General features: G+C 69.0%; 13 protein-coding genes. 9 read left to right on the top strand and 4 right to left on the bottom strand.

Features of this window, described 5'->3' with window-relative positions:
- Positions 1-3 precede the first annotated feature (3 nt).
- From hemF to upp, 4 genes are all read right to left on the bottom strand, one after another.
- Entirely contained in the window at positions 4-927 is a 924-nt protein-coding gene (gene hemF / locus AP428_RS09110; RefSeq protein WP_054928027.1) for an oxygen-dependent coproporphyrinogen oxidase, read from the bottom strand.
- A 118-nt stretch (positions 928-1045) separates the two neighbouring features.
- A complete protein-coding gene (purD, locus tag AP428_RS09105; protein WP_011694339.1) occupies positions 1046-2326 on the bottom strand; it encodes a phosphoribosylamine--glycine ligase in 1281 nt (426 codons plus the stop codon).
- Positions 2327-2431: 105 nt separating this feature from the next.
- Entirely contained in the window at positions 2432-3160 is a 729-nt protein-coding gene (locus tag AP428_RS09100) for a YebC/PmpR family DNA-binding transcriptional regulator (protein WP_006478227.1), read from the bottom strand.
- Positions 3161-3388: 228 nt separating this feature from the next.
- Positions 3389-4039 carry a uracil phosphoribosyltransferase gene (gene upp, locus AP428_RS09095; protein ID WP_006478229.1) on the bottom strand — a complete coding sequence of 217 codons (651 nt, stop codon included), beginning with the start codon at positions 4037-4039 and terminating at the stop codon, positions 3389-3391.
- A gap of 208 nt (positions 4040-4247) precedes the next feature.
- Here upp and AP428_RS09090 point away from each other — a divergent pair, with 208 nt between their 5' ends.
- From AP428_RS09090 to kdpE, 9 genes are all read left to right on the top strand, one after another.
- Entirely contained in the window at positions 4248-5027 is a 780-nt protein-coding gene (locus AP428_RS09090; protein ID WP_054928026.1) for an SDR family oxidoreductase, read from the top strand.
- A gap of 52 nt (positions 5028-5079) precedes the next feature.
- Entirely contained in the window at positions 5080-5472 is a 393-nt protein-coding gene (locus AP428_RS09085) for a methylglyoxal synthase (protein WP_006478230.1), read from the top strand.
- A gap of 172 nt (positions 5473-5644) precedes the next feature.
- Positions 5645-6619: a quinone oxidoreductase gene (locus tag AP428_RS09080; protein WP_054928025.1), complete on the top strand. Its 975-nt coding sequence runs from the start codon at positions 5645-5647 to the stop codon at positions 6617-6619.
- A 324-nt stretch (positions 6620-6943) separates the two neighbouring features.
- On the top strand, positions 6944-7036 hold the full coding sequence (gene kdpF / locus AP428_RS09070) for a K(+)-transporting ATPase subunit F (RefSeq protein ID WP_006752209.1): 93 nt from the start codon (positions 6944-6946) through the stop codon (positions 7034-7036).
- Entirely contained in the window at positions 7033-8838 is a 1806-nt protein-coding gene (kdpA, locus tag AP428_RS09065; protein WP_054928024.1) for a potassium-transporting ATPase subunit KdpA, read from the top strand. Before kdpF ends, kdpA begins: the two co-directional genes overlap by 4 nt.
- 54 nt (positions 8839-8892) lie before the next feature.
- On the top strand, positions 8893-10977 hold the full coding sequence (gene kdpB / locus AP428_RS09060) for a potassium-transporting ATPase subunit KdpB (protein WP_054928023.1): 2085 nt from the start codon (positions 8893-8895) through the stop codon (positions 10975-10977).
- Between the two features lie 25 nt (positions 10978-11002).
- On the top strand, positions 11003-11584 hold the full coding sequence (kdpC, locus tag AP428_RS09055; protein WP_054928022.1) for a potassium-transporting ATPase subunit KdpC: 582 nt from the start codon (positions 11003-11005) through the stop codon (positions 11582-11584).
- A 153-nt stretch (positions 11585-11737) separates the two neighbouring features.
- On the top strand, positions 11738-14581 hold the full coding sequence (locus AP428_RS09050) for a sensor histidine kinase KdpD (RefSeq protein ID WP_054928021.1): 2844 nt from the start codon (positions 11738-11740) through the stop codon (positions 14579-14581).
- Positions 14574-15272, top strand: coding sequence for a two-component system response regulator KdpE (gene kdpE / locus AP428_RS09045; RefSeq protein WP_011545833.1), 699 nt, complete (start codon positions 14574-14576; stop codon positions 15270-15272). The genes AP428_RS09050 and kdpE overlap by 8 nt, the downstream gene beginning before the upstream one ends.
- Positions 15273-15388 lie beyond the last annotated feature (116 nt).

The raw sequence follows: 15388 nt of genomic DNA, 5'->3' as shown, positions 1-15388 counted from the left end.
GGCTCAGACCCAGTCGCGCGGCACGAGGAAGTCGCTATAGAGGCGCGCTTCCGGCGAACCCGGCTCGGGTTGCCAGTTGTAGCGCCAGTTCGCGACCGGCGGCATCGACATCAGGATCGACTCGGTCCGGCCGCCGCTTTGCAGGCCGAACAGCGTGCCGCGGTCGAACACGAGGTTGAATTCGACGTAGCGGCCGCGGCGGTAGGCCTGGAAGTCGCGCTCGCGCTCGCCGTACGGCAGCTCGGTGCGGCGCTCGACGATCGGCAGGTAAGCGTTCAGGAACGCATCGCCGACGCTTTGCATCAGGTCAAACGAGCGTTCGAAACCGGGCTCCGAGAAGTCGTCGAAGAAGATCCCGCCGATGCCGCGCGTCTCGTTGCGGTGCTTCAGGAAGAAATATTCGTCGCACCATTGCTTGAAGCGCGGGTAGAGCTCGGCGCCGAACGGGTCGAGCGCGTCCTTGCAGGTCTGGTGGAAATGCCGCGCGTCGTCCTCGAAGCCGTAAACCGGTGTCAGATCCATGCCGCCGCCGAACCAGAACACGGGCGCCTCGCCCGGTTTCGTCGCGATCAGCATCCGCACGTTCATGTGGACGGTCGGGCAGTACGGATTGCGCGGGTGCAGCACCAGCGACACGCCGAGCGCCTCGAAGCCGCGGCCCGCGAGCTGCGGGCGCGCCGCGCTCGCCGACGGCGGCAGCGCGTCGCCCGCGACGTCGGAAAAGCCGATTCCCGCGCGTTCGAACACGCGGCCGCCTTCGAGAATCCGCGTGCAGCCGCCGCCGCGCAGGCGTTCGGCCGGCCCGCGCTGCCACGTGTCGGTCGCGAGCGGCGTGCCGTCGAGCGCGCCGAGCGCGTCGGCGATCCGGGTCTGCAGGCTCTGGAGGTACGTGCGCACACGCGCCACGTCGTAGGTCGAATCGGTCATGTCTGGACTGGCGGCCCCCGCCTGACGCGGGGGCCGTAAAAAAAGCATCTGCCGGGCATTCTATCGAACCCCGGCAGAGGGGCCGCCGCCGCGCGGGCGCGGGGCGGCGATTGCGACGTCACGTGCTCTTGCGGTTGAGCGCGCGAAAGCCGATGTCGCGGCGGTACTGCATGCCTTCGAAATTGATCTGGTTGATCGTGTCGTACGCATGCTGCTGCGCTTCGCGCACCGAATCGGCGAGGCCGACCACGCACAGCACGCGACCGCCCGACGTCACGAGCTTGTCGCCGTCGGCGAGCGTCGTGCCCGCATGGAACGTCACGGCCTGTTCGGTTTCGGCCGGGATGCCGTTGATGCGGTCGCCCTTGCGCGGCGCGTCCGGGTAGCCGTGCGCGGCGAGCACGACGCCCAGCGCGGTGCGGCGATCCCAGTCGAGCTCGACCGTGTCGAGCGTGCCTGCGATCGCCTGCTCGACGACCTTCGAGAAATCGCTCTTCAGGCGCGCCATGATCGGCTGCGTTTCCGGGTCGCCCATCCGGCAGTTGAACTCGAGCGTGCGCGGATTGCCGTCCTTGTCGATCATCAGGCCCGCGTACAGGAAGCCCGTGAAGCGGATGCCGTCCTTCTCCATCCCGCGCACGGTTGGCATGATGATCTCGCGCATCACGCGTGCATGCATCTGCGGCGTGACGATCGGCGCGGGCGAATACGCGCCCATGCCGCCGGTGTTCGGGCCGCGATCCTCGTCGAGCAGGCGCTTGTGGTCCTGGCTGGAAGCCAGCGCCAGCGCGTGCTTGCCGTCGACCATCACGATGAAGCTGGCTTCCTCGCCATCGAGGAATTCCTCGATCACGACGCGCGCGCCGGCATCGCCGAGCTTGTTGCCCGACAGCATCATGTCGACGGCCGCATGCGCTTCTTCGAGCGTCATCGCGACGACGACGCCCTTGCCGGCCGCGAGGCCGTCGGCCTTCACGACGATCGGCGCGCCCTTCGCGTCGATGTACGCGTGGGCGGCGGCCGCATCGGAGAAGGTTTCGTAGTCGGCGGTCGGAATGTTGTGGCGCTTCATGAACGCCTTCGCGAAATCCTTCGAGCTTTCGAGCTGCGCGGCTTCGCGGGTCGGGCCGAATACCTTCAGGCCGCGTGCGCGGAACAGGTTGACGATGCCGGCCGCGAGCGGCGCTTCCGGCCCGACGAGCGTGAACGCGACGCCTTCGCGCTCCGCGAAATCGGCGAGTTCGTCGAGCGCCGTGATGTCGACGTTCTTCAGACGCTCGTCCTGCGCCGTGCCGCCATTGCCGGGCGCGACGTAGACCATCTGGACGCGCGGCGATTGCGCGAGCTTCCACGCCAGCGCATGTTCGCGGCCGCCGGAACCGACGACGAGTAGTTTCATGGGATTCCCCGCAGACTAGAAAACAGGGCGGCCGGCACGCTCAGGCGCGCCGGCCGCGAAATCGGTCGGGCCGCCGTCGCAACGCTGCGCGCGGCGGCCGGCATCTCATTCCTCGACGATGACGGCGTTTGTATACACGTCCTGCACGTCGTCGAGGTTCTCGAGCGCGTCCAGGAGCTTCTGCATCTTCGCCGCGTCGTCGCCGGTGAATTCGACTTCGTTCTGCGGCTTCATCGTCACTTCGGCGAGTTCGGCCTTGAAGCCGGCGGCTTCGAGCGCGTCCTTCACCGCGGAAAACGCCTGCCAGTCGCACAGCACCTCGATCGAGCCGTCGTCGTTCGTGTTCACGTCGTTCGCGCCGGCTTCGAGCGCGGCTTCCATCAGCGCGTCTTCCGACGTGCCGGGCGCGAACAGGAACTGGCCGACGTGATCGAACATGAACGCGACGGAGCCGTCGGTGCCCATGTTCCCGCCGAACTTCGAGAATGCGTGGCGCACTTCCGCGACCGTGCGGGTGCGATTGTCGGTCAGCGTGTCGACGATGATCGCCGCGCCGCTGATGCCGTAGCCTTCGTAACGGATTTCTTCGTAGTTCGCGCCGTCCGCGCCGCCGACGCCGCGATCGATCGCACGCTTGACGTTGTCCTTCGGCATGTTCGCGTCGGCTGCCTTGTCGACCGCGAGACGCAGGCGCGGGTTCGAGTTGACGTCGCCGCCGCCGAGGCGCGCCGCGACCTGGATTTCCTTGATCAGGCGGGTCCAGATCTTGCCGCGCTTCGCGTCGGCCGCAGCCTTCTTATGCTTGATGTTGGCCCATTTCGAATGACCAGCCATACCTTTCTCCGTGCCCGGGCGCGCAGCGCGGGCGATTGTTTCAGTGTGTCGTTGAATCGGCGGCCGTTTCGGCGGGCATGAAGCCGCGGGGCCGCGCGTGTCGAGTGGATCGTGATTTTATCACGCGGCGACCGCCGCTTCGGGGCCGCCGCGCATGGCCGAACGGCCGGGGCGGCCGTCGCGGCGCGCCGGGACGCGCGGCATGGCGGCGCCCGACGCCCGGTGCGCTCAGTTCTTGGTGCCGAACAGGCGGTCGCCGGCGTCGCCCAGGCCCGGCACGATGTACGCGTGTTCGTTCAGATGCGAGTCGAGCGACGCGACGAACAGCTTCACGTCGGGGTGCGCGTCCTGGAACACCTGCACGCCCTCGGGCGCGGCGACCAGCGCGACGAACATGATGTTCGCGGCCGGCACGTTGCGGCGCTTGAGCACGTCGACCGCATGCACGGCCGAATAGCCGGTCGCGACCATCGGGTCGCACAGGATGAAGATGCGGTCTTCCAGGTCCGGCAGGCGCACCAGGTATTCGACCGGACGGTGGTCCTCGGCGCGGTACACGCCGATGTGGCCGACGCGCGCGGACGGCACCAGGTCGAGCAGGCCGTCCGACATCCCGATGCCCGCGCGCAGCACGGGCACGATCGCGAGCTTCTTGCCGGCGATCACCGGCGCGTCGACCGCCACCAGCGGGGTTTCGACCCGCTTGGTCGTGATCGGCAGGTTGCGGGTGATCTCATAGCCCATCAGCAGCGTGATCTCGCGCAGCAGTTCGCGGAACGTGCGCGTGGACGTGTCCTTGTCGCGCATGTGCGTGAGCTTGTGCTGGATCAGCGGGTGATCGGTGATGAAGAGGTTCGGGAAACGGCTGTCCTGTTTCATGACGGGGTGCCTTGGCGGCAAAAGGGGATCGGGGGCGGCGGCGGCCATGAGCCGGCCGCCGCTCATGGCCGCAATTTTACCAAGGCGCGCCGCGCGATCCGGATATTATCGACGTCTCACGACAATCCGCGTGCCGCGCACGCCCGTTTGCCCGCCGCCGGCGGCCACGCGGGCCCGTGCCGGCACGCGCGCCACCAGGGAAACGACGATGGATCTCGGCATCGAAGGAAAGACCGCGCTCGTGTGCGCGGCCAGCAAGGGCCTCGGGCGCGGCTGCGCGGAAGCGCTGGCCGCCGAGGGCGTGAACCTCGTGATCGTCGCGCGCACGCGCGACACACTGGAGGAAACCGCGGAAGAGATCCGCGCCGGCGCGAACGTGTCGGTCACGGCGGTCGCGTGCGACATCACGACGCCGGACGGCCGCGCGGCCGCGCTCGCCGCGTGCCCGCAGCCGGACATTCTCGTGACGAATGCCGGCGGCCCGCCGCCCGGCGACTTCCGCGACTTCTCGCACGGCGACTGGATCCGTGCGCTCGAGTCGAACATGCTGACGCCGATCGAGCTGATCCGCGCGACCCTCGACGGGATGATCGGCCGCGGCTTCGGCCGGATCGTCAACATCACGAGTTCGGCCGTGAAGGCGCCGATCGACGTGCTCGCGCTGTCGAACGGCGCCCGCTCGGGGCTGACCGGCTTCGTCGCGGGGCTGTCGCGCAAGGTCGCGGGGCAGGGCGTGACGATCAACAACCTGCTGCCGGGGCTGTTCGACACCGACCGGATCGCGACCACGCTCGCCGCGTCGGCGCAGGCGCAGGGCGTGACGGTCGACGAGATGCGCGCGCGGCGCACCAGGGACATCCCGGCCGGGCGCCTCGGCACGCGCGCCGAGTTCGGCGCGGCCTGCGCGTTCCTGTGCAGCGTGCACGCCGGCTACATTACCGGGCAGAACTGGTTGCTCGACGGCGGCGCGTATCCGGGTACGTTCTGACCCGCGCTTTTCGCTTCACGACGACAACAACCGAACGACGAAGGAACTGGAGATGAGCAAACCCCGCATCGCACTGATTGCGCACGACGCGAAGAAGGACGAGATCGTCGCGCTCGCGGGCCAGTATCGCGAGACGCTCGCGCAATGCCGGCTGGTCGCGACCGGCACGACGGGCGGCCGTATCGCCGCCGCGCACGGGCTCGAGGTCGAGCGCAAGCTGTCGGGGCCGCTCGGCGGCGACCTGCAGATCGGTGCGGAACTCGCCGACGGCCGCGTCGACATCGTCGTGTTCCTGCGCGACCCGATGACCGCACAGCCGCACGACCCCGACATCACGGCGTTGGTGCGCGCATGCGACGTGCACGACGTGCCGGTCGCGACCAACGTCGCGACCGCGCGGATGCTGCTCGACGATCTGGCGCGGAACATGCAGGACGTTTGCTAGGCGCGGGCATCGGCCGATTGTCCCTGCCGGCGGCAGGGCCATGCACGAACGGTGCCGACGCGCGAGAATCGTGCGTCGCCACGCGCGCCTGCCGGCACTCGCACGAATCGGTGCGGCGCGCGCATCGGCGCCCCGGATTTCCCTGACTGACAGACAGAAGAGGAGCAAAACGATGCCGAAAGCAATCCGTTACGACCAGCCGGGCGGCCCGGACGTGATGAAGTGGGTCGATGTCGAGGTCGGCGCGCCGAAGGCGGGCGAAGTCCGCATCCGGCAGCACGCGGTCGGGCTCAACTACATCGACGTGTATTTCCGCACGGGCCTGTATCCGCAACAGCTGCCGGCCGGCCTCGGGATGGAGGCGGCGGGCGAGGTGACGGCCGTCGGCGACGGCGTGACCGCGTTCAAGGCCGGCGACCGTGTCGCCTACGTCGGCCAGCCGCCCGGCGCGTATGCGCAGGAGCGCGTGATGCCGGCCGAGCGCGTCGTGAAGCTGCCGGACGGCATCAGCTACGACGACGCGGCATCGGTGATGCTGCAGGGCCTGACCGCGCACTATCTGCTGCGCCGCACGTACCCGGTGAAGGCCGGCGACACGATCCTGATCCATGCGGCGGCCGGCGGCGTGGGCTTGCTCGTGTGCCAGTGGGCAAAGGCGCTCGGCGCGACCGTGATCGGTACGGTCGGCTCCGACGAGAAGGCCGAGCTCGCGAAGGCGCACGGCTGCGATCATCCGATCGTCTACACGCGCGAGAACTTCACGCAGCGCGTGAAAGAGATCACGAACGGCGCGGGCGTGCCGGTCGTCTACGATTCGATCGGCAAGGACACCTATATCGGCTCGCTCGACAGCCTCGCGCCGCTCGGCTACTTCGTCAGCTTCGGCAATGCGTCGGGGCCGCTGCCGCCGATCGACTCGAAGGAATTCTCGTCGCGCGGCTCGCTGTTCTTCACGCGACCGACGCTGTTCTCGTACATCGCGAAGCGCGCCGATCTCGAAGCCGCGGCCGCCGAGCTGTTCGACGTGATCCTGTCGGGCAAGGTGAAGACGAGCATCAACCAGCGCTATCCGCTTGCCGAAGTCGGCCGCGCGCATGCCGATCTCGAAGCACGCAAGACCACCGGCTCGACGATCCTGGTTCCCTGACGCATCCTTTCTCGTGCCGGCGTCACGCCGGCACATCCCGGGCGGCGCCGGCGGGCCGCCCGTCCTGCCTCCTGTCTTCCGGCCTGTCCGACGTCCCGTCCACTGTTCCCGCTGTACGCGTTTACGCGTTTTTTACACCCGCCCCGATACCTTTGACCCGCCCTTTACGCGCGTTCCCATAAGGTTCTAGTCGTCCGATTTCGACGACGGAGAACAAAAAATGGATGGGGTTTTCATCGGCGCACTGGTGCTCTTCACCGCGCTGATCCTCGGTTTGCTTGCCGGTTGCGACAAGCTCGTGCAATACGGTCGCGGGGGGCGGGCATGACCTGGATGCTTTGGCTGGCGGGCGCCTCGACGGCCCTGCTGTTCGCGTATCTCGTCTTTGCGCTGCTGCGCGCGGAGGACATCGAATGAACGCGAACAACCTGTTGCAGATGGGGCTGTTCATCGTCGTGCTGCTGGCGGCGGCCGTACCGGTCGCGCGCTACCTGAGCGCGGTGATGGACGGCAGCTCGCGCGTCGTGCGCGTGTTCGGGCCGCTCGAACGCGCGCTGTACCGCATCGCCGGCGTCGACGCGGGCACCGAAATGAACTGGAAGCAGTACACGGTCGCGACGATTGCATTCAACGCGCTCGGCGTGCTGTTCCTTTATGCGCTGCTGCGCCTGCAGGGCTTCCTGCCCGGCAACCCGCAGCAGTTCGGCGCGATGACGCCCGACGGCGCGTTCAACACGGCCGTCAGTTTCGTCGCCAACACGAACTGGCAGGACTACACGCCCGAGCAGACCGTCAGCTATCTGTCGCAGATGCTCGGCCTGACGGTGCAGAACTTCCTGTCGGCGGCGACCGGCATCGTCGTCGTGATCGCGCTGATCCGCGGCTTCGCGCGCCACACCGCGCAGACGATCGGCAACTTCTGGGTCGATCTCACGCGCGTGACGCTGTACGTGCTCGTGCCGATGGCGGCGCTCGTCGCCGCGCTGCTGATGAGCCAGGGCGTGCTGCAGAACATGAAGGCGTACCAGGACGTGCCGGTGTTGCAGGCGAGCACGTATGCGGCGCCGAAGCTCGACGCGCAGGGCAACCCGGTGAAGGACGACAAGGGTAACGCCGTCACGGTGCCGACCCCGCTCACGAAGCAGACGCTCGCGATGGGGCCGGTAGCTTCCCAGGAAGCGATCAAGATGCTCGGCACCAACGGCGGCGGCTTCTTCAACGCGAACTCCGCGCACCCGTACGAGAACCCGACGCCGTTCGCGAACTTCATCGAGATCTTCGCGATCCTGATCATCCCGGCCGCGCTGTGCCTGGTATTCGGCCGCATGATCGGCGACCGCCGGCAGGGCATCGCGGTGCTCGCGGCGATGACGGTCGCGTTCGCGGTCGCGACCGGCGTCGAGGTGAGCGCCGAGCAGGCCGGCAACCCGACGCTCGCCGCGCTGCACGTCGACCAGTCGGCCGGCGCGCTGCAGCCGGGCGGCAACATGGAGGGCAAAGAAACCCGCTTCGGGATCGCGCAGACCGGCATCTTCACGGTCGCGACGACGGCCGCGTCGTGCGGTGCGGTCGACGCGATGCACGATTCGCTGACGCCGGTCGGCGGCCTCGTGCCGATGCTGCTGATGCAGCTCGGCGAGGTGGTCTTCGGCGGGGTCGGCTCGGGCCTCTACGGGATGCTCGTGTTCGCGCTGCTCGCGGTGTTCGTCGCCGGCCTGATGATCGGCCGCACGCCGGAATACGTCGGCAAGAAGATCGAATCGTACGAGATGAAGATGGTGTCGATCGTCGTGCTGCTCACGCCGCTGCTCGTGCTGGTCGGCACGTCGATCGCGGTGCTGGCGGACGCGGGCAAGGCCGGCATCGCGAACCCGGGCCCGCACGGCTTCTCGGAAATCCTCTATGCGTTCAGCTCGGCCGCGAACAACAACGGCAGCGCGTTCGCGGGCCTGACGGTCGGCACGCCGTTCTACAACTGGATGACCGCGATCGCGATGTGGTTCGGCCGCTTCGGCACGATCGTGCCGGTGCTGGCGATCGCAGGCTCGCTCGCCGCGAAGAAGCGCATCGCGGTGACGAGCGGCACGCTGCCGACCCACGGCCCGCTGTTCGTCGTGCTGCTGCTCGGCACCGTGCTGCTGGTGGGCGCGCTGACCTACGTGCCGGCGCTCGCGCTCGGCCCGGGTGTCGAGCACCTGATGATGTGGCTGGGCGCGTGACGCGCGCCCGCATGGCGACACATTGAAAAGACTGAAGAGCTTGAAGAGATCGCAATGACTCAACATTCCGCAACACGGTCCATGTTCGATCCGGCGCTGCTGCGCCCGGCGATCGTGGATTCGTTCAAGAAACTCACGCCGCGCACGCAGTTCCGCAACCCGGTGATGTTCTGCGTGTACGTCGGCAGCATCCTCACCACGATCCTGTGGATCGCCGCGCTCGCCGGCCAGGCCGAGGCGCCCGCGGGCTTCATCCTCGCGGTCACGCTGTGGCTGTGGTTCACCGTGCTGTTCGCGAACTTCGCCGAAGCGCTCGCCGAAGGGCGCTCGAAGGCGCAGGCCGCGTCGCTGCGCAGCGCGAAGAAGGACGTGATGGCGAAGAAGCTGAACGAGCCGCATCCGAAGTCGCCGATCCGCATCACGACCGCGTCCGACCTGCGCAAGGGCGACGTGGTGCTGGTCGAGACCGGCGACGTGATCCCGGCCGACGGCGAGGTCGTCGACGGCGTCGCGTCGGTCGACGAGTCGGCGATCACCGGCGAATCCGCGCCGGTGATCCGCGAATCGGGCGGCGATTTCTCGTCGGTGACGGGCGGCACGCGCGTGCTGTCCGACTGGATCGTCGTCAAGGTCACCGCGAACCCCGGCGAGGCGTTTCTCGACCGGATGATCGCGATGGTCGAAGGCGCGAAGCGCAAGAAGACGCCGAACGAGGTCGCGCTGACGATCCTGCTCGTCGCGCTGACGATCGTGATGCTGCTCGCGACCGCGACGCTGCTGCCGTTCTCGATGTTCTCGGTCGACGCGATGAAGGCCGGCCACGTGGTGACGATCACCGCGCTCGTCGCGCTGCTCGTGTGCCTGATCCCGACGACGATCGGCGGGTTGCTGTCCGCGATCGGCGTGGCCGGGATGAGCCGGATGATGCAGGCGAACGTGATCGCGACGTCGGGCCGCGCGGTGGAAGCGGCCGGCGACGTCGACGTGCTGCTGCTCGACAAGACCGGCACGATCACGCTCGGCAACCGCCAGGCGTCGACGTTCGTGCCGGCGCCGGGCGTGACCGAGGAAGCACTGGCCGATGCCGCGCAACTGTCGTCGCTCGCGGACGAAACGCCGGAAGGGCGCAGCATTGTCGTGCTCGCGAAGGAGCGCTTCAACATCCGCCAGCGCGACATGGCGCAACTGCACGCGACGTTCCTCGGTTTTTCCGCGCAGACGCGGATGAGCGGCGTCGACCTGCCCGGCCGCGAGATCCGCAAGGGCGCGGCCGACGCGATCCGCCGCTACGTCGAAACCCACGGCAGCCGCTTCCCCGAAGAAGTGCGCCGCGCGGTGGACGACGTCGCGCGCCGCGGCAGCACGCCGCTCGTCGTGGCCGACCTGCAGGACGGGGCGGCGCGCGTGCTCGGCGTGATCGAGCTGAAGGACATCGTGAAGGGCGGCATCAAGGAGCGCTTCGCGGAACTGCGCAAGATGGGCATCAAGACCGTGATGGTGACGGGCGACAACCGGCTGACGGCCGCGGCGATCGCGGCGGAAGCGGGCGTCGACGATTTCCTCGCGGAAGCGACGCCGGAAACCAAGCTCGCGACGATTCGCGAGCATCAGGCGGCTGGGCGCCTCGTCGCGATGACGGGCGACGGCACCAACGACGCGCCGGCGCTCGCGCAGGCCGACGTCGCGGTCGCGATGAACACCGGCACGCAGGCGGCGAAGGAAGCCGGCAACATGGTCGACCTCGACTCGAACCCGACCAAGCTGATCGAGATCGTCGAGATCGGCAAGCAGATGCTGATGACGCGCGGGTCGCTCACCACGTTCTCGATCGCGAACGACATCGCGAAGTACTTCGCGATCATCCCGGCCGCGTTCGTGACGACCTATCCGCAACTGCGCGTGCTCGACATCATGCATCTGACGTCGCCGGCGTCCGCGATCCTGTCGGCGGTGATCTTCAATGCGTTGATCATCGTCGCGCTGATTCCGCTCGCGCTGAAGGGCGTGACCTACCGGCCGCTCGGCGCGGCGTCGCTGCTGCGCCGCAACCTGCTGGTGTACGGCCTCGGCGGTGTGCTGCTGCCGTTCCCGTTCATCAAGCTGATCGACATGACGCTCGCCGCGCTCGGCTGGGCCTGAGCCGGCCGCACTTGAAGGAACCATCATGAAAACGTTGATTCGCCCGCTCGTCGTGCTTTTTGTCGTGCTGACCGCCGTGACCGGCCTCGCTTATCCGGCCGTGATGACCGTGTTCGGTCAGGCCGTGTTCCCGTCGCAGGCCAACGGCAGCCTGATCGAGCAGAACGGCAAGGTCGTCGGCTCCGCGCTGATCGGCCAGCCGTTCGACGCGCCGAAGTACTTCTGGGGCAGGCTGTCGGCCACCGCGCCGATGCCGTACAACGCGGCAGGCTCCGGTGGCTCGAACCTCGGCCCGTTGAACCCGTCGCTCGCCGACCAGGTGAAGGCGCGCATCGCCGCGCTGCGAGACGCGGGCACCGACCTGTCGAAGCCGGTGCCGGTCGACCTCGTGACGGCGTCGGCGAGCGGCCTCGATCCGGAGATCACGCCGGCCGCGGCTGCATATCAGGTCGAGCGCGTTGCGAAGGCGCGCAACCTGGCGCCGGACGCGGTCGCGCAACTCGTCGCCGCGAACACGGCGGGCCGCCAGTTCGGCGTGCTCGGCGAGCCGCGCGTGAACGTGCTGAAGCTGAATCTCGCGCTCGACGCGGCGCAGGCCGCGCACTGAGCGAGCGTGCATGCGGGCTCCCCGGCGCGGCTGGCTGCGCCGCCGGGCCCGACTTCGTTTCGACGGCGCTCGCGCCGTCTTTGCCTTTTGCGGCGATTTGGAACCACAATGGCTGTATCTCGCGCGCCATCCGGCGTGTCGCCCTCCTGACGCATGAACCGCCCCGATCCCGACCAACTCCTCGACAAGCTGCAGCGCGATGAAGAAAAGCAGCGGCGCGGCCAGCTCAAGATCTTCTTCGGCGCGTCCGCCGGCGTCGGCAAGACCTACGCGATGCTGCAGGCCGCGCGCCAGCGCGTGCAGGAAGGCGTCGACGTCGTCGTCGGCATCGTCGAGACCCACGGCCGTGCCGAAACCGCCGCGCTGCTCGACGGCCTCGACGTGTTGCCGCCCGCCCGCATCGACTATCGCGGCCGCCCGCTCGCCGAATTCGATCTCGACGGCGCGCTCGCGCGAGCGCCGCAACTGATCCTCGTCGACGAGCTCGCGCATTCGAACGTGCAGGGCGCACGGCACCTGAAGCGCTGGCAGGACGTCTACGAGCTGCTCGACGCGGGCATCGACGTGTATACGACCGTCAACGTCCAGCACCTCGAAAGCCTGAACGACGTGGTCGGCGCGATCACCGGCATCCGCGTGTGGGAGACCGTGCCCGATCGCGTGTTCGACGCGGCCGACGAAGTCACGCTCGTCGACCTGCCGGCCGAGGAACTGCTCGAGCGGATGCGCGACGGCAAGGTCTATCTCGTGCAGCAGGCCGAGCGCGCGGTGCGCAACTTCTTCCGCAAGGGCAACCTGATCGCGCTGCGCGAACTCGCGCTGCGGCGCACGGCCGATCGCGTCGACGCGCAGATGCGCGAGTACCGCGCCGACCGTTCGATCCAGCGCATCTGGCAGGCGCGCGAGCGGCTGCTGGTGTGCGTCGGGCCCGGCCCCGAAGCGCCGACGCTCGTGCGCGCGGCGGCGCGGCTCGCGGCGAGCCTGAAGGCCGACTGGATCGCCGTGTACGTCGAGACGCCGCGCCTGCAACGGTTGCCCGACGCGCGGCGGCAGCGCACGCTCGACGCGCTGAAGCTCGCGGCCGAACTCGGCGCGGAGACGGCCACGCTCGCCGGTGCGGATGCGGTCGCCGCGCTGATCGGCTATGCGAAGGTGCGCAACGTGTCGAAGCTCGTCGCGGGCGGCTCGCCGAAGGTCGGGCTCGTGCGCCGCTTCGCGCGGCCGTTCGGCGAGCAGCTGGCGGAGCGCGCGGGCGACGTCGACCTGATGCTGATTCGCGCGTCCGCGAGCGACGAGACGCGCGCCGTACCGCTCGACGCACGGGCGCGCGACTGGCGCGATGCGTTCGCGCAGTTCGGCACGCACCGCTCGCCGCCGCGCCATTACGCGTATGCGGCCGCGATCTGCGCGGCGATCACCGTCGTCGCGAGCGTCGTGTCCGGGCGGCTCGACCTCACGAACCTCGTGATGCTGTACCTGCTCGGCGTGGTGTTCTCGGCCGTGCGGCTCGGGCGCGGCCCGGGCGTGCTGCAGTCGTTCCTGTCGGTGGCCGCGTTCGATTTCTTCTTCGTGCCGCCGCGCATGTCGTTCTCGGTCAGCGACACGCAATACCTGCTGACCTTCTTCGGGATGCTGCTGACGTCGCTCGTGATCAGCCACCTGACGTCGACGCTGACGCGCCAGGCGAGCGTCGCGCAGCGCCGCGAGCGCCGCACCGGTGCGATCTACGCGATGGCGCGCGAGCTCGGCGCGGCGCTGACGACCGAGCAGATCGTCGAGATCGGCAGCCGCCACGTGGGCGAGGTGTTCCGCGCGCGTGTCGCGTTCCTGCTGCCCGACAGCGCGGACCAGGTGCGGCAGAAGATCGAGGAGCCCGACGCGGCCGTCACGCTGACCGGTGCCGAGCTCGACAGCGACGTCGGCCAGTGGGTGTACGACCAGCAGAAGCCGGCCGGGCGCGGCACCGATACCTTGCCGGCGACGGCCGCGCTGTACCTGCCGCTGAAGGCGCCGATGCGCACGCGCGGCGTGCTGGCGGTCGCGTCGCGCGAGCCGCGCGAACTCGAGGTGCCCGAGCAGCAGCGGATGCTCGACGCATTCGCCGCGCAGATCGCGCTCGCGCTGGAGCGTGTGCACTACGTCGAGATCGCGCGCGACGCGCTCGTCAACATGGAGTCCGAGCGGCTGCGCAACTCGCTGCTGTCGGCGATCTCGCACGACTTGCGCACGCCGCTCACGACGATCGTCGGCTTTTCGTCGATGCTCGCGAACGGGCGCGCGGCCGCGCAGGCGGGCGACGCCGCGGCGGCCGCGCGGCTCGCGCAGCGCGAGGGCGAACTCGTCGACGCGATTCACGACGAGGCGCTGCGGATGACGGGCATCGTCACGAACCTGCTCGACATGGCGCGGCTGCAGGCCGGCAGCCTGCAGCTCAAGCGCCAGTGGTCGCTGCTCGAGGAAACGGTCGGCGCTGCGCTCGCCGCCTGCCGGCGCGTGCTCGCGCGCCATCCCGCGCGCGTCGCGCTGCCGGCCGACCTGCCGCTGCTGCAGATGGACGCGGTGCTGATGGAGCGCCTGTTCACCAACCTGTTCGAGAACGCGGCGAAGTACACGCCGCCCGATACGTCGCTCGACATCGGTGCCGAGCGCGTGACCGAGGACGGGCAACCATTCGTGCGCGTGCACGTCGACGATCATGGCCCGGGCCTGCCGGCCGGGATGGAAACGCGGATCTTCGACAAGTTCACGCGTGGCGAGAAGGAATCGGCGACGCCTGGCATCGGGCTCGGCCTCGCGATCTGCCGCGCGATCGTCGAGGCGCACGGCGGTAAAATCGGCGCGCTCAACCGCACCGCGCCCGACGGCCACGTGACGGGCGCGCGCTTCTGGTTCACGCTGCCGGTCGACACGCCGCCGGCCGCGCCGGCCGTGCCCGACGACGAATCCGACCTGCCGGGCGCATCGCCCCCATCCGAGTCATTGCCAGACCATGAGTGAACCCAGCCTGACCGTCGTCCTGATCGAGGACGAAAAGCAGATCCGCCGCTTCGTGCGCGCCGCGCTCGAAGAGGAGGACATCGCGGTGTTCGAGGCCGAGACGGGCAAGCAGGGGCTGATCGACGCGGCGACGCGCAAGCCCGATCTCGTGATCGTCGACCTCGGCCTGCCCGATACCGACGGCCTCGACGTGATCCGCGAGCTGCGCGGCTGGTCCGAGGTGCCGGTGATCGTGCTGTCCGCCCGCACGCAGGAAGAGGAGAAGGTCGCGGCGCTCGACGCGGGCGCCGACGACTACCTGACCAAGCCGTTCGGCGTGTCCGAACTGCGTGCGCGGATGCGCGCGCAACTGCGCCGGCGCAACCAGGGCGGCGCGAACGAGTCGCCGAAGGTGAGCTTCGGCACCGTGACCGTCGATCTCGCGCTGCGCCAGGTGTGGCGCGACGACGCGATCGTCCACCTGACGCCGCTCGAATACCGGCTGCTCGCGACGCTCGTGCGTCACGCGGGGCGCGTGCTCACGCACCGCCAGCTGCTGCGCGACGTGTGGGGGCCGTCGCACGTCGAGAGCCATCACTATCTGCGCATCTACATGGCGCACCTGCGCCAGAAGCTCGAGGCCGATCCCGCGCAGCCCGAGCACATCGTCACCGAGACGGGCGTCGGCTACCGGCTCGTCGGCGCCGTGTGACGGGCGGTGCGCGGCGGCGCATGCGGCCGTGACGCCGCGCATCGGCACGGTTGCGCCGGCGCGACAGTCTCTCGACCGGCGCCGGCCTTGCACACCCGTTGCGCAATCCCCGCTAT

It is taken from the genome of Burkholderia sp. E168m22 (genome assembly GCF_001319805.1).
Classification (GTDB): domain Bacteria; phylum Pseudomonadota; class Gammaproteobacteria; order Burkholderiales; family Burkholderiaceae; genus Burkholderia; species Burkholderia orbicola.
The sequence above is the reverse complement of the archived record's forward strand: the minus strand, read 5'-3'. Positions and strand labels throughout refer to the sequence as shown.